Source organism: Erwinia sp. Leaf53 (assembly GCF_001422605.1).
Taxonomy (GTDB): domain Bacteria; phylum Pseudomonadota; class Gammaproteobacteria; order Enterobacterales; family Enterobacteriaceae; genus Erwinia.
This window is the reverse complement of record NZ_LMLK01000022.1, coordinates 290,335-304,803: the sequence shown is the minus strand read 5'-3', so window position 1 is coordinate 304,803 and position 14,469 is coordinate 290,335. Positions and strand designations below refer to the sequence as shown.

The window sequence follows — 14,469 nt, the reverse complement described above, 5'->3', positions numbered from 1 at the left end:
GCAGTCGCTCAAGAACCGGCACTATGCTTGAGCGCTTGCTCAATTTCAAGTGCGAACTGATCGTTGTTAGCAGAGATACCTGAACTCTCAGCAGAGTAACGCGAACCAGCAGAGAGCATCCTTTACCGTAAACACTTGATTCGACTGCATGATGAAGCCCTTACCCTGCTGGAAAGAGAAAATCCGGACAGCGTGGTCATTTTCCGCGGAGACTGCCTGGTCGATCAGGCTCCTTTTGCCTGGCTGAATGAAAAACATAATGGTGAACCGGGGATGGTGTGGATTGACTGGCAGGCTGGAATAGAAAATCGGCTTCCTAAAGTGACTTTTTTAACACATCAATGAACATGCTGACACGGCGAGGCAGATGACGGGTAGTGGGTAAAAGTGCCCACACGGACAGCTGTTGGGGAGACACATCCCTGAGCGGGATTTCCACCAGTTTGCCCTCTTTAACCTCCTGGCTCACATCCCACCAGGTCAGTTGTGCGATCCCGACGCCCTGAAGACACATTTCACGCACGCCCTCCACATTACTTGAACTGAAGCGCCCATCCACGCTGAGGCTGGTGGTCTGTCCCTCACCTTCAAAGGTCCACTGCAGCACATTCGTCAGTCTGAGGCAGTTATGCAGGCTTAAATCACTCAGTACCTCCGGCACCCCGTACTGCGCCAGATAGGCCGGTGAGGCGCAGATGACCCGGGGGTTATCGGTAAGCTTCTTCGCAATCAGATTTGAGTCCCTGAGAGGAGCGATACGTATAGCGACATCGATTCCCCGGTTTACCATATCCACCACATCTTCCGTGAGCTGGAGGTCAATACGCAGTTCGGGGTTGGCTGACAGCAGGTCAGGTATAAGGGGAAGTATGTTTCGTCTGCCAAAGCCTGAAGGAGCCGTCACCCTCAGTAAACCTACCGCACCCTGAGTTTGCGGAGAAAAGAGTGCCCTGGCACCGGCTTCAGCTTCCGCCAGCGCACGGGCATACACCAGAAATTCATGCCCCTCCTGAGTCAGGGAAACAGAGCGCGTGGTCCGCTGTAGCAATCGTGTTCCGAGATCCTTCTCCAGGGCGGCCAGTCGCCGCGAGACGGCCATTGGCGAAATATCAAGCCGCCTTGCGGCCTGGGTCAGACTGCGTGTTTCCGTAATAACCAGAAAAAGATGCACATCAGGAAGATTCATAAAATACCGTATTTCTCCGGAACAGATTGCTTCAGTGGCATAAGACAACTAAATGGTGTGTCTCAGACCTTGCGGGCAATTATAACGATAAATGATATACCAGCTTATCATTTTGCCCTGTTTAAGCGTTTGCCAGTTGTCATTATATTCAATTTACTTTCTATTCAGCATTCAGGATACGGTAAAAATGAGTTCAGAATTACTTTTCAGCGCGTCCCGCATCGGGGACGTATCGTTTCAGAACCGACTGGCAGTGGCACCCATGACCCGAGTGACGGCGTCCGAAGAGGGCATTGCCGGTGAGCGGATGAGAGCCTACTACGATGACTTCGCGCGTGGTGGCTTTGCTCTGATAATCACTGAAGGTATCTATATCGATAAGGCATGGTCGCAGACTTACGCGTACCAGGCCGGAATGGTTAATGATAAACAGGCTGCGGCATGGAAGACGATCGCTGATGCCGTTCATTTGCGGGGCGGCAAAATTTTTGCTCAGATCCAGCATTCAGGCGCACTGTCACAAGGTAATCACTATCTTGAAGGGACAGTGGGGCCGTCAGCCGTTCGTCCGGTGGGTAAGCAAATGGCATTTTACCGGGGTGAAGGTGAATATCCGGTACCGCGTGAGCTTACGGGGAGCGAAATTCAGGACATTATTGAGAGCTTCGCCGATGCGGCATCACGCGCCGTGACGGATGCCGGATTCGATGGCATCGAAATTCATGGCGCAAACGGATACCTTCTCGATCAGTTTCTGACCGATGACACCAATCAGCGCACCGATAAATGGGGAGGTGACACAGCTGCCCGCCTGGCCCTGAGTCTGGAGGTTATTAAGGCCATTCGTAATCGGGTTGGCAAACGAATTCCTGTCGGGATCCGTATTTCTCAGGGGAAGGTAAATGACTTTTTCCATAAGTGGGCACAGGGTGAAGAGGATGCCCGCGTGGTCTTCAGCCAGCTTGCCGCTTCAGGAATTGATTACCTGCACCTTACAGAGTTTGAGGCATGGAAACCGGCTTTCGAAGGCAATCCCGCTTCGCTGGTCGCTCTCGCACGTAAATATGCGCCGGACCTCACCATCATTGCTAATGGCAATCTGCACGATCCGAATCGGGCTGTACAGGTCCTGAATGAGGGCGCCGATATGATTGCACTTGGCCGCGGCGCGCTGGCCAATCATGACTGGCCTCACCGGGTGAAATACCATCAGCCGCTGAATGCGTTCAACAGTAGCATTCTTGCCCCGATTGCAGACATCAAAGACAGTGAGATCCCAGCCTGAATAAAATGAGTAAAGCTTTCAGGCTGCTGAAGTAAACCGGGCTGTCAGGTAATTAAATTTCTTTTACACCATCGCATTACAACCCAAGAAATTTAAACGGCTTCGCTTCCCGGTACTGGCCATTAGCTTCGCCCGAGAAGGTATTGGTCTGATTCGGCCCCAGGTCAAGCTTCAGCACCTTGCCGCTCTCCGCGGAGAAATCGAGACGGTTCAGATCGGTCCAGAATACGTTGGGCGTTAAGGCCGATTCAAAGAAGTAGAGTTTGCGCTTGTGGTCGGCCACCGTCCGCCAGCGGGTCGAGGAGATATTCGGCTGACCGGGCGTTGAGATGCCGTAGGGCACCGAAACGTTGCGGATCACGCTGAAGGTGCTGGCTATCGCCTCTGTCGGATCTTCCGATTTCGGAATGGCGTTCACGTAGAAGGTGGCGCGCGCAAAACGATCGGGAGCGCTGTTGGTGCCGGGCAGGAACACGGTGCCGCCGATCGGCTTCCAGTACTCCTCCATCGCCAGCTGCTTTTCAAAAACCGGCGAGTTGGTCATCACCTGATAGTCGCGGCCGTGGTGGATCACCTGTTTGCCGTCAATATACTCAATAATCGCGCTGTCGCCGCTGGCATCGGACAGCGACAGATGCAGCGTCGCCAGCCGGTCTTCCCCCGGTACCTTGTCGGTCACGATGCTGAACGGCTCTTTCGCCAGCGCATCGACCGCCTCCTGGACGCTGGCGTAATTATCAAGCGCGTACTGTGCCCAGGCCGCAATGGTCAGGCCCGGTTTTTTGTCATCATCAGTCGGATAAGAGGACTCCACCAGCCACAGCACGTTGGCCACCAGCCCCGCTTCATTCATGCCGTCCGTGGTGGAAATATCATAGCCGGAGGCGATGACGCTGCCGTATTTCGAGGTCCATTTGATTGAGTTCGCACCCGCCTCGCCGCTGCGCTGCATCCCGCGCGGGAACACCCACAGATTGGTATTCACATCCACCTTCCAGTCCATCGACCGGGCGGTGATCACCTGCTGACTGGCACCCAGATAGACCAGACGCGTGCAGGCGTCGGCGATGGAAACGGTGAGACCGGCGGAGAGCACCACCGCCGTAATGGTGGAAAAAAAACAACGTTTTCCTTTGTTCATCATTCTGTATCCATCTGAGATTCAGGTTCGGTATCAGCTTAGAGAGTAGAAGATTGTTACAGAAACAGCACCCTTTCTCATCAGTAAATCATTAGCCTGATTAACCCTTATTCGCGATGGCGGGCGTTAACGTTGGCGGTTTCAAACCGTCAGAGGAGTTTAACCAGCCCCATGGTGCGCTCGATGACCAACAGGATCAGCACCGCCAGCAGAATAAAGATCACCGAGATAGCGTTTACCGTCGGATCAAAGGTCTGGTCCACGTAGTTAAATACCCGGATCGGGATGGTGATGGTCTCCGGCGCGCTCAGGAACAGGCTTACCGAGACCTCGCCAAACGACGTGACCCCGGCAAACACCGCGCCGGCCAGCATCCCCGGTTTAATCAGCGGCAGAGTTACGTGGCGGAAGCTGTACCAGCGGCCGGCGCCGAGGCTCATCGCCACCGTCTCCAGCCGGCGGTCCATCGCCGCCAGGCTGACGCTGACCGTACGCACCACGTAAGGTAGCGCGACCACCATATGGCCGATAACCAGGCCACTCAGCGTACCGGCCAGCCCGGCGGCGGTCAGCACGTAGAGTAAGGCGATGCCCAGCACCACCTGCGGGATCATCAACGGCGACAGGATAAACGCCTGGAGCGCCTCGCGGTGGCGAAACTGCAGCCGCGCCAGCGCCCACGCGGCGAAGGTGCCGATCAGCACCGTCAGCGGCGTGACCACCAGCAGCAATACGACGCTAACCTTCAGCGAGTCAAGCCAGCCTGGGTCATCCAGCAGCGCGCGGAACCAGCGCAGCGAGATACCCTGTGGAGGAAACTGCGGATAAGGCTGTGGGCTGAATGCCGACAGCAGGATCACCAGCACCGGCAGCGCCAGAAAGGCGTAAACGCCTGTCCCCGCCAGCGTCAGCAGCCAGCGCTGAAGCCGTACGCGCGGCGTTCGATCAGTGACCATGATTATTTTTCTCCCAGCGTTTCAGAAGGATGCCCGCGATAGCGGCCACCGCCAGCGTCATCAGCAGCAGCGTCAGCGACAGGGCGGCCGCCAGCGGCAGGTTGGCGATCTGCATCGCCTGTTGATAGATGGCAATCGGCAGCAGCGGCTGCAGGCGGCCGCCGATCAGCAGCGGGGTGATGTAGCTGCCGGCGGCGAGGGAAAAGACGATGATAAAACCGGTCAGCATGCCCGGTACGCTCAGCGGCAGGATCACCCGGCGAAAGGTCTGCGCTGGCGTGGCACCGAGGCTCATCGCCGCGTGGCGCAGCGAGGGGGCTATTTCGTTCAGCGAGGTGACCAGCGGCAGCACGGCGAACGGCAGCATCACCTGCACATAGGCGATTACCACCGCGTTCATGTTCCACAGCAGGTTCAGCGGCTGCGGGATCAGCCCGGTGAACAGCAGAAAACCGTTGATCAGGCCGTTCTGCGCCAGCAGCACGATCCACGCAAAGGTACGGATCACCACGCTGGTCAGCAGCGGGGAGATCAGGATCACGTACAGCAGCGTGCGCCAGCCCCGCCGCCGGGTGTTAATCAGCAGCCAGGCGGCGGGCCACGCCAGCAGTACGGTAACGGCGGCGGTAAACAGCGACACCCATAGCGTGGTCCACAAGGCGTACAGATACTGTGGATCGCCGAACACGGTAAGATATTGCGTGACACTGTAACCGGGCTGGGGTTCGAGCAGGTCGTCCACGGCGGTCAGGCTCTGGTCAAACAGCTGCAGCAGCGGCACCAGCAGAAACAGCAGCAAAAACACCAGGCACGGCGTCAGCAACAGCCAGGGAAAGGCGTTGTTGTTCAGCGCCACCTTACCCACGCCGGCCGGGTCAGCGCCGCCGTTCAGCGGCCGTTTTTCCCGATGCATCAGGCCACCTTCCCGGCAGGCAGGACGATCACATCGTCAGGGTGCCAGTGCAGCGTCAGCGTCTGACCCACCGCCGGCAGCGCGGCAAAGTCCTGTTCCGCCGGCTGCACCTGCAGTTCAGCACCGCCCGGCAGCCGGCATAACAGCCGCAGGGTCGCACCGGCGAAGCTGACGCGCACCACCTGCGCCGGGCTGGCGTTCACCACGCTGGCCGGCGCTGACGCCGAGAGGCGGATCCGTTCCGGCCGCACCATCAGCAGGGTGGCTTGCGGGATAAACTGCTGCGCCGCCAGCCGCAGCGGCGTGGTCGCATCGTGCGGTTGCGCCAGGTAACACTGGCCGCCAGCGTCAGGCGTGACCGTAAACAGGTTGGCCTCACCGATAAATTCCGCCACAAAGCGGTTCTGCGGCTGCCGGTAGAGTTCCGCCGGCGTGCCAACCTGCTGCAGCTGGCCGTGGCCAAGAATGCCGATACGATCGGAGAGGGTCAGCGCCTCCTCCTGGTCGTGGGTGACCAGTACGGTGGTGATGCCCACCCGCTGCTGCAGCGCGCGCAGTTCGTCCTGCATGTCGCGGCGCAGGCGCGCATCAAGGTTAGATAAGGGTTCGTCCAGCAGCAGCACCTGCGGGCGGATCGCCAGCGCACGGGCAATCGCCACCCGCTGCTGTTGCCCGCCGGAGAGCTGGTGCGGCCGCCGGGACGCCATCCCCTCCAGCCGTACCTGCTTCAGCACGTCGTCCACCCGTTCGCGCTGTTCCTGCTGCGGCAGCCTGCGCACCTTCAGGCCAAAGGCCACGTTCTCCGCCACGCTCAGATGGGGAAACAGCGCGTAATTCTGGAACACCATGCCGATATGACGCCGGTAGGGTGCCAGCGCGGTCACATCCTCGCCGCCCAGCCACACCCGGCCGCTGTCCGGTGCCAGAAAACCGGCGATGATATTGAGCAGCGTGGTTTTGCCACAGCCGCTCGGGCCGAGCAGGGAGAAAAACTCTCCCTGCCCGATACGCAGGCTGACGCCGTCCAGCGCGCGCTGCTGTTCAAAGCGGCGCGCTACCGCGTCTATGACCAGCGCACTCATTTGGCACCCAGCGCCTGGCCCCAGCGCCGCGTCCAGTCAGCCAGCTGCGGCGTAGCGCTGGCATAGTCGATCCAGATCAGCTTGCTGTAAGCCTCTTCACCCACTTTGACCTGGCTTTTTAACTGGTCGCTGTAGGCCACGTCCTTGTTGGTCATGCCGTACAGCGATCGGTCAGAGAAGGCCTTCTGCACCTGCGGGCTGGAGAGCGCATTCACCACCTTATAGGCGTTGGCCAGGTTGGGCGCACCCTTCGGGATCACCCAGTTCGCCGCGCCCACCACCGGTCCGTCAGAGGGGTAAACAAAGTCAATTTTCAGCCCCTGCTGCTTCAGCGCAAATACCCGTCCGTCCCAGAACGGCACCACCCAGGCATCGCCGCGCTCCAGCAGGGTCTGGATCGCGCCAGGGCTGTCCGGGAAGGCCACCGCGTTGCCGCGCAGTTCGGCCAGTTTGCTGAAGGCCTTCGCCACGTCGGCGGGATTGCTCAGTTCGCCGCCCAGCGCATGCGCCAGCCCGGCGAAGAACTGTAGCCCTGCGGCGTAGGTTGGCGAGGAGATCGCCACATGGCCCTTATATTCCGGGTTCCACAGATCCAGCCAGCTGCGCGGCGGCGTCTTCACCAGATCGCTACGGTAGGCCAGCCCCAGCTGACCGAGGCTGAAGGCTGCCGCGTAGGTTTTGCCCTGCCAGGTAAAACGCGACTGCACGCTCTGATAGAGGTTAGCCAGGTTGGGGATATGCTGCGCGTCCAGCGGCTGCAGCAACCCTGCCGCCTGGGCGCGCTGCACGGTATCAGGCTGGAAAACCACGATATCGTACGGTGAACGGTGGCCCTTCGCGGCGCGCAGTTTGGCAAACCATTCGGCGTCGGCACCCGGCACCACGGTCAGTTTGAGGTTGTTCTCCCGCGCGTACTGCTCCAGTCCGGAGGCGCGAATATTCTTCTCCCAGTCGCCGCCGTAAACGCCCACCACCACGGAGTCCGTGGATGCCGGGGGGGCCTCTGCATGGGCAGCGGCAGAGACAACAAGGCCGATCAGGGCCGAAAGAACGAACGTACTGGCCAGTTTAGGGCGCATGAAATACTCCTGGTAAGGGATCGGTAACGGGGGAAAGTTGTTGCTCCAGCGCGACCACCGCAGCGGTAAACGCCTGCCGCGCCGGTCCGGGGTCGGATGGCGCGGTCAGCGGAAACCCGGCGGGTAGCAGCGCCAGCGCGGCGGAAAATACCGACTGCCTGTCGCGCAGGCGCTGGGCCGGTGAGCGGGTATAAAGCAGCTGATTAAGGCGACCTACCACCGCCGGGGTAAACACCGCCAGCCAGCGCTCGCGGGCGCTGCCGAACGATGCAACAGCCGTACGCGGTGCCTGCCGCAGGGCCGCCGTGGCGGCGTGGTCGATGCCCCCGGCGGTCAGCACCACACCATACTGCGCGGCGGCAGCGGCGCTGCTCAGCAGCTGATTACTGACATCGTCGGCCACCGCCTGCGGATCGCGCAGCAGCGGATCCCCCCAGCCGCCGCCGCCGGGGGTCTGCAGCAGCAGCTCATCGCCGGGGCCAACGCTGAGCAGGTCGATTTTGCCCAGGGGCCGGGCAACACCGTCGGCAGGATAGAGGGTCAGCCGCGCCGGCTGGCCGGGACCTGCGCCGTGAACACCCCACGGCTGAAACAGCATTCGTTCCATGCCGCGCGCCAGCAGCGTGGTGTCCTCCTCGCGGATGCGAATACGGATCTGTTGCCCCATGCCGCCGCGCCACCGTCCGGGCCCGGCGGAGTCTTCCCGCAGCGCGTACTGCAGAATGTGGATACCGGTTTCGGCTTCCACCTTCTCCACCGGATTGTTGGCCAGGTTGGAGATGCTGTTATCACGCCCGTCGATGCCGTCGCGCCCGAAGCGTGCCCCGCCGCCGCCGACCATCGGCTCGATCACCTGCACGTTCTGTTCGCGGCCGTTGACCGCGCTTTCCGCCACCACAAAAGGAATGATGGTGCCGCCGCTGGCCGCCGGCATCACCTGCGGCAGCGCCTGGCCCAGCAGGCCGTTCAGCAGGTCGTTAACCCGCACGGCGGTGGCGTGGCGCACGCCGACCGCCGCCGGATAGTGCGGATTGACCAGCGATCCGGCCGGGGCGAACAGCGTAACCGGTGCGAGCAGGCCGGCGTTGAGCGGCACGGTTTTATCCAGCGTGCAGACCAGCGCCAGCAGCCGCAGCGTCAGCCAGGCATGGGGTTCGCCGTGGCTGGGGATGTTGATCGCGGCGGCCACCTGCGCGTCGCTGCCGCTGAAGTCCAGGTGTACGCGGCCGTCGTTAAAGGTGGCGCTCAGCGCCAGGCGCACCGGCAGGCCGCCGCCCGTCGCATCATCATCGAGGTAATCCTCAAACTGATAGCAGCCGTCGGGAACACGCCGTAGCACCTGACGCGCCCGCGCAGCGGCGTACTCCTGCAGATCCTGCTGCGCCTGGCGCACGCTCTGCACGCCGTGCTGGCCGACGATATTTTGCAGCCGCTGACGCCCGGCGCTCAGCGCGGCGAGCATCGCCTGAATATCACCGGCGTTGGCCTCCGGCGTGCGGCTGTTGGCGGCGAGGATCGCCGCCACGTCCTGGTTGAGCTGCCCGGCGCGCATCAGCTTCACCGGTGGGATCTGCAGCCCTTCCTGAAAAATATCGCCGTTGGTCGGTGAGATGCTGCTCGGCACCCGACCGCCGACGTCGGAGGCGTGCAGGAAAGCCCAGCCCCAGGCGACGATTTCGCCGTCGACAAACCACGGCTCCAGCAGCTGCAGGTCCGGCAGGTGCGTCGCCAGCCCGCGCGAACGCCAGGGATCGTTGGTGAGGATCACGTCACCGGGCTGCAGGTCGCCGACCGCGTTGATGGCGGTCAGCGCGTTCAGGCCGACAAATCCTGAGACGCCGATGCCGCGTGGATAGGCGAAAAAACGCCCCTGCAGGTCGGCGATGGCGCAGCAAAAATCGGCGGTCTCTTTGACGTACAGCGTGCGGCCGGTGTGCTGCAGAATATGGCACATCTCCTCGGTCAGCGCGGTCAGCTTCTGGTTGAGGATCTCCAGGGTTATGGCGTCCAGCTTCATGCGGTATCTCCCTGCGGCTGACGGGTGACGATCAGGTTGCCCGCCGGATCCAGACGGCCCTGCCAGCCGCGGATAATCAGCGTGGTGGTATCTTCCTGCTCCACGATGGCCGGCCCGCTAATGACGTCGCTGAACTGGATCTGCTGGCGCGGCCAGACGCTGGCCTGCTGCCAGCGCCGGTCGAGAAACACCGGCCGCTGCACGGGTGTACCGGCAGCCGGCAGCGGCTGCCACCGGGCGGCCGGCGGCCGTGGCAGCGCGGCGGTCAGCGACAGGCGCAGGGTGGTCAGTTCAATGTCCTCCGGCGGGCTGGTGAAGCCGTACCGCTGCTTATGCAGCTGCTGAAACGCGGCCTGCAGGCCGTTCAGCGTCAGTTCGTCCGCCTGCGGCAGGCTGACGGTCAGTTCATAGGCCTGGCCGCGGTAGCGCATATCGGCCTGCAACAGGGTGGACTCCTCGCTACTCAGCGCCGCGGCCTGCTGGCCGAACCACGCCTGCGCCTGCTGGCCTAACGCCTGCACCGCCTCCCGCAGCGAGCTGAAGTTCTGTGCCGTGACCGCCATCCGCAGGCTACGGACAAAGTCGCGGCGGATATCGGCGGTCACCGCGCCCTCGGCGCAGAAGGTGCCCGGGCGCAGCGGCACCAGGATGCGATCGATGCCCGCCTCGTCGGCAAACAGGCTGGCGTGCGTCGGTCCGGCTCCGCCAAACGGGATCAGCGTCAGCGCGGCGGCGTTCACCCCACGCCGCGCCAGTTCCTTATTCAGTTCGGTGGCCATCCGGGTAGTGGCTACCGCCAGCGCGCCGCTGGCCACCTGCTCGGCGGCGTGTTCGCCGTGCAGGCCACAGCGAGCGGCCAGCGCGGCAAGCGCCTGACGGGCGGCGGCCAAATCCAACGGGATGCTGCCCGCCAGCCTGACGTCGGCAGGTAAGATACCGCACACCAGGTAGCAGTCCGTTAAGGTTGGGGCGCTGCCACCGCGACCGTAGGCCACCGGACCGGGATCGGCCCCGGCGCTCTCCGGCCCGACCTTCAGCACGCCGTAGTCATCAACGTGGACGATCGACCCGCCGCCGGCGCCGAGCGCCGAAACGCCGACCACCGGCAGGATCAGCGGCAGGCCGCCGATATCGGTGCGCGTCACCCGTTCAACGCCGCCGTCGGCAGACACCGAAATATCGCTGCTGGTGCCGCCCATATCAAAGGAGACGTAACCGCCGCCGCCGCTGCGTTCTGCCAGCCGGGCGGCGGCCGTCACCCCGGCGGCCGGGCCGGACAGCAGGGTGTCGATCGGGCGCTCGCGTGCGGCGTCCAGCGGCAACACGCCGCCGTTGGAGGCGGTGATCAGCAGCGGTGCCGCGATCGCCTGTTGCGCCAGCAGCGCGCTCAGGCGGTCAAAATAGCGCTGCATCAGCGGCTGAATATAAGCGTTCAGCCCGGCCACCAGCGTGCGTTCATATTCGCGGATTTCCGGCCACAGCTGTGCCGCCGACAGCACCGGCACCCCGTCGAGGTGCCGGGCCAGCTGCGCCGCCAGTTCAGCCTCGGCCTGCGGCCGGGTGTAACCGTTAAGGGTGACCAGCGCCACCGCGCTGACCTCCAGTCTGCCGATCGCCTGCGCCAGCTGCTGCAGCTGCTGCTCCGTCGGCCAGCTGAGGATCTCACCCTGCGGGCTGAAGCGGGCGTCGATCTCCAGCACCCGCTGGCGCGGCAGGAAGGCGGCCTCCCGGTCAGCGTGAAAATCAAACGACGACGGCATGCGCGCCCGACCAATCTCCAGCACGTCACGAAAGCCGGTGCTGATCGCGATCGCCACCCGGGCACCCCGGCGCTGGATAATCGCATTCAGGCCCAGCGTGGTGCCGTGCAGGATCAGCGACAGCGCGGAGGCCGGCAGACGGCTTTTTTGCAGCAGGGCCTGCAGCCCGTCGCTCACCGCCTGTGCCGGATCGGCGGGGGTGCTGGGCTGTTTATGGTACAGGCTGCGCCGCCGCTGCGGGTCAAACAGCACAAAATCGGTAAAGGTGCCGCCGACGTCCACGCCGACGGTGACCCCCGTTACGTCAAGGCTGTTCATCGCGGCGCTCCTGTCCAGCTGAGTATCCATAACATCCAGGTTCCCTGCGCCTCAGTCATGCGCACCCTCCGGCGTCAGCGCGGTAATTTGCTGTAAGAACGCGCGGGTGCGCGGCTGGGTCGGACGATCCAGCACCTGCTCCGGCGGGCCGTACTCCACGATATGGCCTTTGTCGAGGAAGGCAACGTGGCTGGCCACCTGGCGGGCGAACTGCATCTCATGCGTGGCAATCACCATGGTGATGCCGCTCGCCGCCAGATCGGTCATTACCGCCAGCACCTCGTTGACCAGCTCAGGATCGAGGGCGCTGGTCGGTTCGTCGAACAGGATCAGCTCCGGCTCCCGCGCCAGCGCGCGGGCTATGGCGACGCGCTGCTGCTGGCCGCCGGAGAGGCTGCCGGGCCAGGCATCGGCCTTGTGTTCGAGGCCGACGCGTGCCAGCAGCGCCAGCGCCTGCTCCTTTGCTTCGCGAGGATGTCGCCCCTGCAGGCGCGGCGCCAGACTGATGTTGTCCACCACCGTTAAATGGGGGAACAGGTTAAACTGCTGAAAGACAAAACCGATACGATCGCGCTGCTGCCGGGTAATATTCTCTCCGGCACGAAACAACCGGTCACCTTTCTGCTGCACCCCCAGCGGCTGGTGACCAAAAAATACCAGCCCGCCATCCGCCTGCTCCAGCGTCGCCATCAGGCGCAGCAGGGTACTTTTCCCCGACCCGGAGGGGCCGATCAGGCACAGCACTTCCCCCTGAGCCACGTCGAGGTCAATATGTTCCAGCACCACGTTCTCGCCGTAGCGCTTGTGCAGGCGGCGGGCGCTGACCACCGGCGGTTTCGCCAGCGGCTCAGGATCGTTAAAGTCTCCGGACATGATTTACCCTTAATCTCAGCGACGGTGATAACTGCGGCCGTAGTAGCGTTCGCTCCACGACTGTAAAACTGACAGCAGCGAGGTCACCACCACGTACCAGAAGGTGGCGACCAGCAGCAGGGGAATAACCTTGTAGTTGCTGTTGTAGATTAACTGCGCGGAGTAGAGCAGTTCGGTAACCGCCACCACGCTGATCATCGAGGTGCCTTTCAGGTTGTCGATCAGGAAGTTACCCAGCGCCGGAATAATGCTGCGCAGCGACTGCGGCAGGGTAATTTTCAGGAAGATTTGCCGCCGGCGCAGCCCGAGCATGGTGGCCGCCTCGCGCTGCCCCTGCGGCACCCCCAGCAGGCCGCCGCGGATAAATTCAGCGGCGTAGGCCATACCGTGCAGCGTCAGGCCGAGGATCGCGGCACCCAGCGCGTTAATTAATTCGTTGGTGGGCAGCGTCACTGACGGCGTCAGCCCCGGCCAGCCCAGCGTCAACGTCGGCACCAGATAACCAATATTGAACCAGAACAGCAGCTGCACCAGCATCGGCGTGGCGCGAAACAGCCAGATGTAGCCCCAGGCGAGTGAGGAGAGCACCGGGTTTTCGGACAGCCGCATCACCGCAATCCCCAGGCCCAGTACCACGCTGAGCAGCGTCACCAGCAGCGTCAGCCACAGCGTGGTCCACAGCCCCTGCAGGATCCGCGGGTTGAAGAGATACTGCCCGACCAGCGGCCAGTCAAACGCCGGGTTGGCGGCCGACGCGCGCACAAACCACAGCATAAACAGCAGCAGTAGCAGCGCAGAAAGGATCCGCTTACGCTGGCTCTGCGGACGTATGCCCTGCCGCCGTTCAATGTCACCGATCGCGTCGGTCACGGACAACGGCACGCTGCGCTGCTGCCCGCTGACCCGCCCCGCCCCGTCCGTCGGCCCGCTCAGCTCTGTATCACTCATCAGTCACCCGGTATTACGGCGTTATCCGCACGCGAAGAGAATAAAAAAGGGAGACGGCGCGCGCCGCGCGCTGACGTCGTCTCCCTGCGGATCAGCGTGCCGGATTTACCTGCGATTCTTTCAGCGCCACGGACTGCACGCCGTACCTGCTGAGGATCTGCAGATAGGTGCCGTCGGCGATCAGCGCGTTAATCGCGCCGGCCCAGGCCTGCGCGTGACCGCTGGTTTTGCTGACCGCAAAGCCGGACTGACCGCTGTCAAACACCGGCCCGGTGACGCGCCAGTCCGGATCTTTTTTAGTGATCCAGCCCGCTTCGCCGGTATACACCGGCGTCAGCTCGGCCTGACCGCTCTTCACCGCCAGCCATGCGGCGGAGCGTGAAGGGAAAATCGCCACGCGCAGCGCCGGTTTTCCCTGCTGCTGGCAGCGGCTGGCCTGGGCGTTCAGCGCGTCAATGGTGGACTGCCCGGCCAGCGCCGCCACCGAGTGGCCGCACAGCGCATCCAGGCTGTCTGCCAGCGTCACCGGCCCGCTGGCGCGGGTGATAAACGAGTAGCCGGCGGCTATCAGCGGCACAACATCCACCACCTGCTGACGCGGCACCGTGGCGTCGGTGCCCAGCGCGACGTCAAAACGCTGGCTCTGTAAGCCGGGGATAAAGGTGTCAAAGGTGCCGTTTTTCACCTCCAGCGTGGCGTTGAGTTTTCTGGCGGCCACGGCCACCAGCTCATAAAAATAGCCGCTGTTATGCCCCTGCTCGTCAACAAAGGCGATCGGTTCATAGTCGTTCTGCATAATGCCGTGCAGGGTCTTACCCGCCAGCGGTGAAGGCGCGTCGGCCGCGGCGGCCAGGGTGCTGAAAGAGGCCAGTAACAGGCCGGTAAGCGTTTTGTTCATGGACGATCCTGGT

The 14,469-nt window shown here is 62.7% G+C and carries 13 protein-coding genes; 2 read left to right on the top strand and 11 right to left on the bottom strand.

Annotated features, from left to right (window positions below; all coding sequences use genetic code 11):
• Window positions 1–135: 135 nt before the first annotated feature.
• Entirely contained in the window at window positions 136–345 is a 210-nt protein-coding gene (locus ASF13_RS24395) for a hypothetical protein (protein WP_146005430.1), read from the top strand.
• On the opposite strand, the gene ASF13_RS15170 is transcribed toward ASF13_RS24395, so the two are convergent.
• Window positions 317–1,186 carry a LysR family transcriptional regulator gene (locus ASF13_RS15170; RefSeq protein WP_056237835.1) on the bottom strand — a complete coding sequence of 290 codons (870 nt, stop codon included), beginning with the start codon at window positions 1,184–1,186 and terminating at the stop codon, window positions 317–319. The two genes, ASF13_RS24395 and ASF13_RS15170, sit on opposite strands and share 29 nt — an antisense overlap.
• 187 nt (window positions 1,187–1,373) lie before the next feature.
• Between ASF13_RS15170 and ASF13_RS15165 the strand changes: the two genes are divergently transcribed.
• Window positions 1,374–2,471: an NADH:flavin oxidoreductase gene (locus ASF13_RS15165; protein ID WP_056237833.1), complete on the top strand. Its 1,098-nt coding sequence runs from the start codon at window positions 1,374–1,376 to the stop codon at window positions 2,469–2,471.
• A 76-nt stretch (window positions 2,472–2,547) separates the two neighbouring features.
• Here the strand turns inward: ASF13_RS15165 and ASF13_RS15160 are convergent, their stop codons facing one another.
• The 10 genes from ASF13_RS15160 to ASF13_RS15115 form a co-directional block, all read right to left on the bottom strand.
• Window positions 2,548–3,615 carry a linear amide C-N hydrolase gene (locus ASF13_RS15160; protein WP_056237829.1) on the bottom strand — a complete coding sequence of 356 codons (1,068 nt, stop codon included), beginning with the start codon at window positions 3,613–3,615 and terminating at the stop codon, window positions 2,548–2,550.
• A gap of 146 nt (window positions 3,616–3,761) precedes the next feature.
• The gene (locus tag ASF13_RS15155) at window positions 3,762–4,568 is read right to left on the bottom strand and encodes an ABC transporter permease (protein WP_056237826.1); all 807 of its coding nucleotides are present in this window, start codon (window positions 4,566–4,568) and stop codon (window positions 3,762–3,764) included.
• Window positions 4,558–5,481 (bottom strand): ABC transporter permease, encoded by a 924-nt coding sequence (locus ASF13_RS15150; RefSeq protein ID WP_082502362.1) that lies wholly within the window; start codon window positions 5,479–5,481, stop codon window positions 4,558–4,560. Before ASF13_RS15150 ends, ASF13_RS15155 begins: the two co-directional genes overlap by 11 nt.
• The gene (locus ASF13_RS15145) at window positions 5,481–6,563 is read right to left on the bottom strand and encodes an ABC transporter ATP-binding protein (RefSeq protein ID WP_056237824.1); all 1,083 of its coding nucleotides are present in this window, start codon (window positions 6,561–6,563) and stop codon (window positions 5,481–5,483) included. Before ASF13_RS15145 ends, ASF13_RS15150 begins: the two co-directional genes overlap by 1 nt.
• On the bottom strand, window positions 6,560–7,642 hold the full coding sequence (locus ASF13_RS15140) for a PotD/PotF family extracellular solute-binding protein (protein WP_056237821.1): 1,083 nt from the start codon (window positions 7,640–7,642) through the stop codon (window positions 6,560–6,562). The genes ASF13_RS15145 and ASF13_RS15140 overlap by 4 nt, the downstream gene beginning before the upstream one ends.
• Window positions 7,632–9,659, bottom strand: a complete 2,028-nt coding sequence (locus ASF13_RS15135) for a hydantoinase B/oxoprolinase family protein (protein WP_056237818.1) — start codon at window positions 9,657–9,659, stop codon at window positions 7,632–7,634. Before ASF13_RS15135 ends, ASF13_RS15140 begins: the two co-directional genes overlap by 11 nt.
• Window positions 9,656–11,767, bottom strand: a complete 2,112-nt coding sequence (locus tag ASF13_RS15130) for a hydantoinase/oxoprolinase family protein (protein WP_235515020.1) — start codon at window positions 11,765–11,767, stop codon at window positions 9,656–9,658. Before ASF13_RS15130 ends, ASF13_RS15135 begins: the two co-directional genes overlap by 4 nt.
• Before the next feature lie 21 nt (window positions 11,768–11,788).
• The gene (locus ASF13_RS15125; protein WP_056237812.1) at window positions 11,789–12,610 is read right to left on the bottom strand and encodes an amino acid ABC transporter ATP-binding protein; all 822 of its coding nucleotides are present in this window, start codon (window positions 12,608–12,610) and stop codon (window positions 11,789–11,791) included.
• Between the two features lie 15 nt (window positions 12,611–12,625).
• Window positions 12,626–13,558, bottom strand: coding sequence for an amino acid ABC transporter permease (locus ASF13_RS15120; protein ID WP_082502361.1), 933 nt, complete (start codon window positions 13,556–13,558; stop codon window positions 12,626–12,628).
• 91 nt (window positions 13,559–13,649) lie between these two features.
• The gene (locus ASF13_RS15115; protein WP_056237809.1) at window positions 13,650–14,456 is read right to left on the bottom strand and encodes a transporter substrate-binding domain-containing protein; all 807 of its coding nucleotides are present in this window, start codon (window positions 14,454–14,456) and stop codon (window positions 13,650–13,652) included.
• Between the last annotated feature and the right edge of the window lie 13 nt (window positions 14,457–14,469).

Coding starts and splice junctions, on each gene's coding strand:
- ASF13_RS15165 (WP_056237833.1), top strand. CDS start 1,374: ATGAGTTCAGAATTACTTTTCAGCGCGTCCCGCATCGGGGACGTATCG.
- ASF13_RS15155 (WP_056237826.1), bottom strand. CDS start 4,568: ATGGTCACTGATCGAACGCCGCGCGTACGGCTTCAGCGCTGGCTGCTG.
- ASF13_RS15160 (WP_056237829.1), bottom strand. CDS start 3,615: ATGATGAACAAAGGAAAACGTTGTTTTTTTTCCACCATTACGGCGGTG.
- ASF13_RS15130 (WP_235515020.1), bottom strand. CDS start 11,767: ATGGATACTCAGCTGGACAGGAGCGCCGCGATGAACAGCCTTGACGTA.
- ASF13_RS15125 (WP_056237812.1), bottom strand. CDS start 12,610: ATGTCCGGAGACTTTAACGATCCTGAGCCGCTGGCGAAACCGCCGGTG.
- ASF13_RS15140 (WP_056237821.1), bottom strand. CDS start 7,642: ATGCGCCCTAAACTGGCCAGTACGTTCGTTCTTTCGGCCCTGATCGGC.
- ASF13_RS15150 (WP_082502362.1), bottom strand. CDS start 5,481: ATGCATCGGGAAAAACGGCCGCTGAACGGCGGCGCTGACCCGGCCGGC.
- ASF13_RS15120 (WP_082502361.1), bottom strand. CDS start 13,558: ATGAGTGATACAGAGCTGAGCGGGCCGACGGACGGGGCGGGGCGGGTC.
- ASF13_RS15170 (WP_056237835.1), bottom strand. CDS start 1,186: ATGAATCTTCCTGATGTGCATCTTTTTCTGGTTATTACGGAAACACGC.
- ASF13_RS15115 (WP_056237809.1), bottom strand. CDS start 14,456: ATGAACAAAACGCTTACCGGCCTGTTACTGGCCTCTTTCAGCACCCTG.
- ASF13_RS15145 (WP_056237824.1), bottom strand. CDS start 6,563: ATGAGTGCGCTGGTCATAGACGCGGTAGCGCGCCGCTTTGAACAGCAG.
- ASF13_RS15135 (WP_056237818.1), bottom strand. CDS start 9,659: ATGAAGCTGGACGCCATAACCCTGGAGATCCTCAACCAGAAGCTGACC.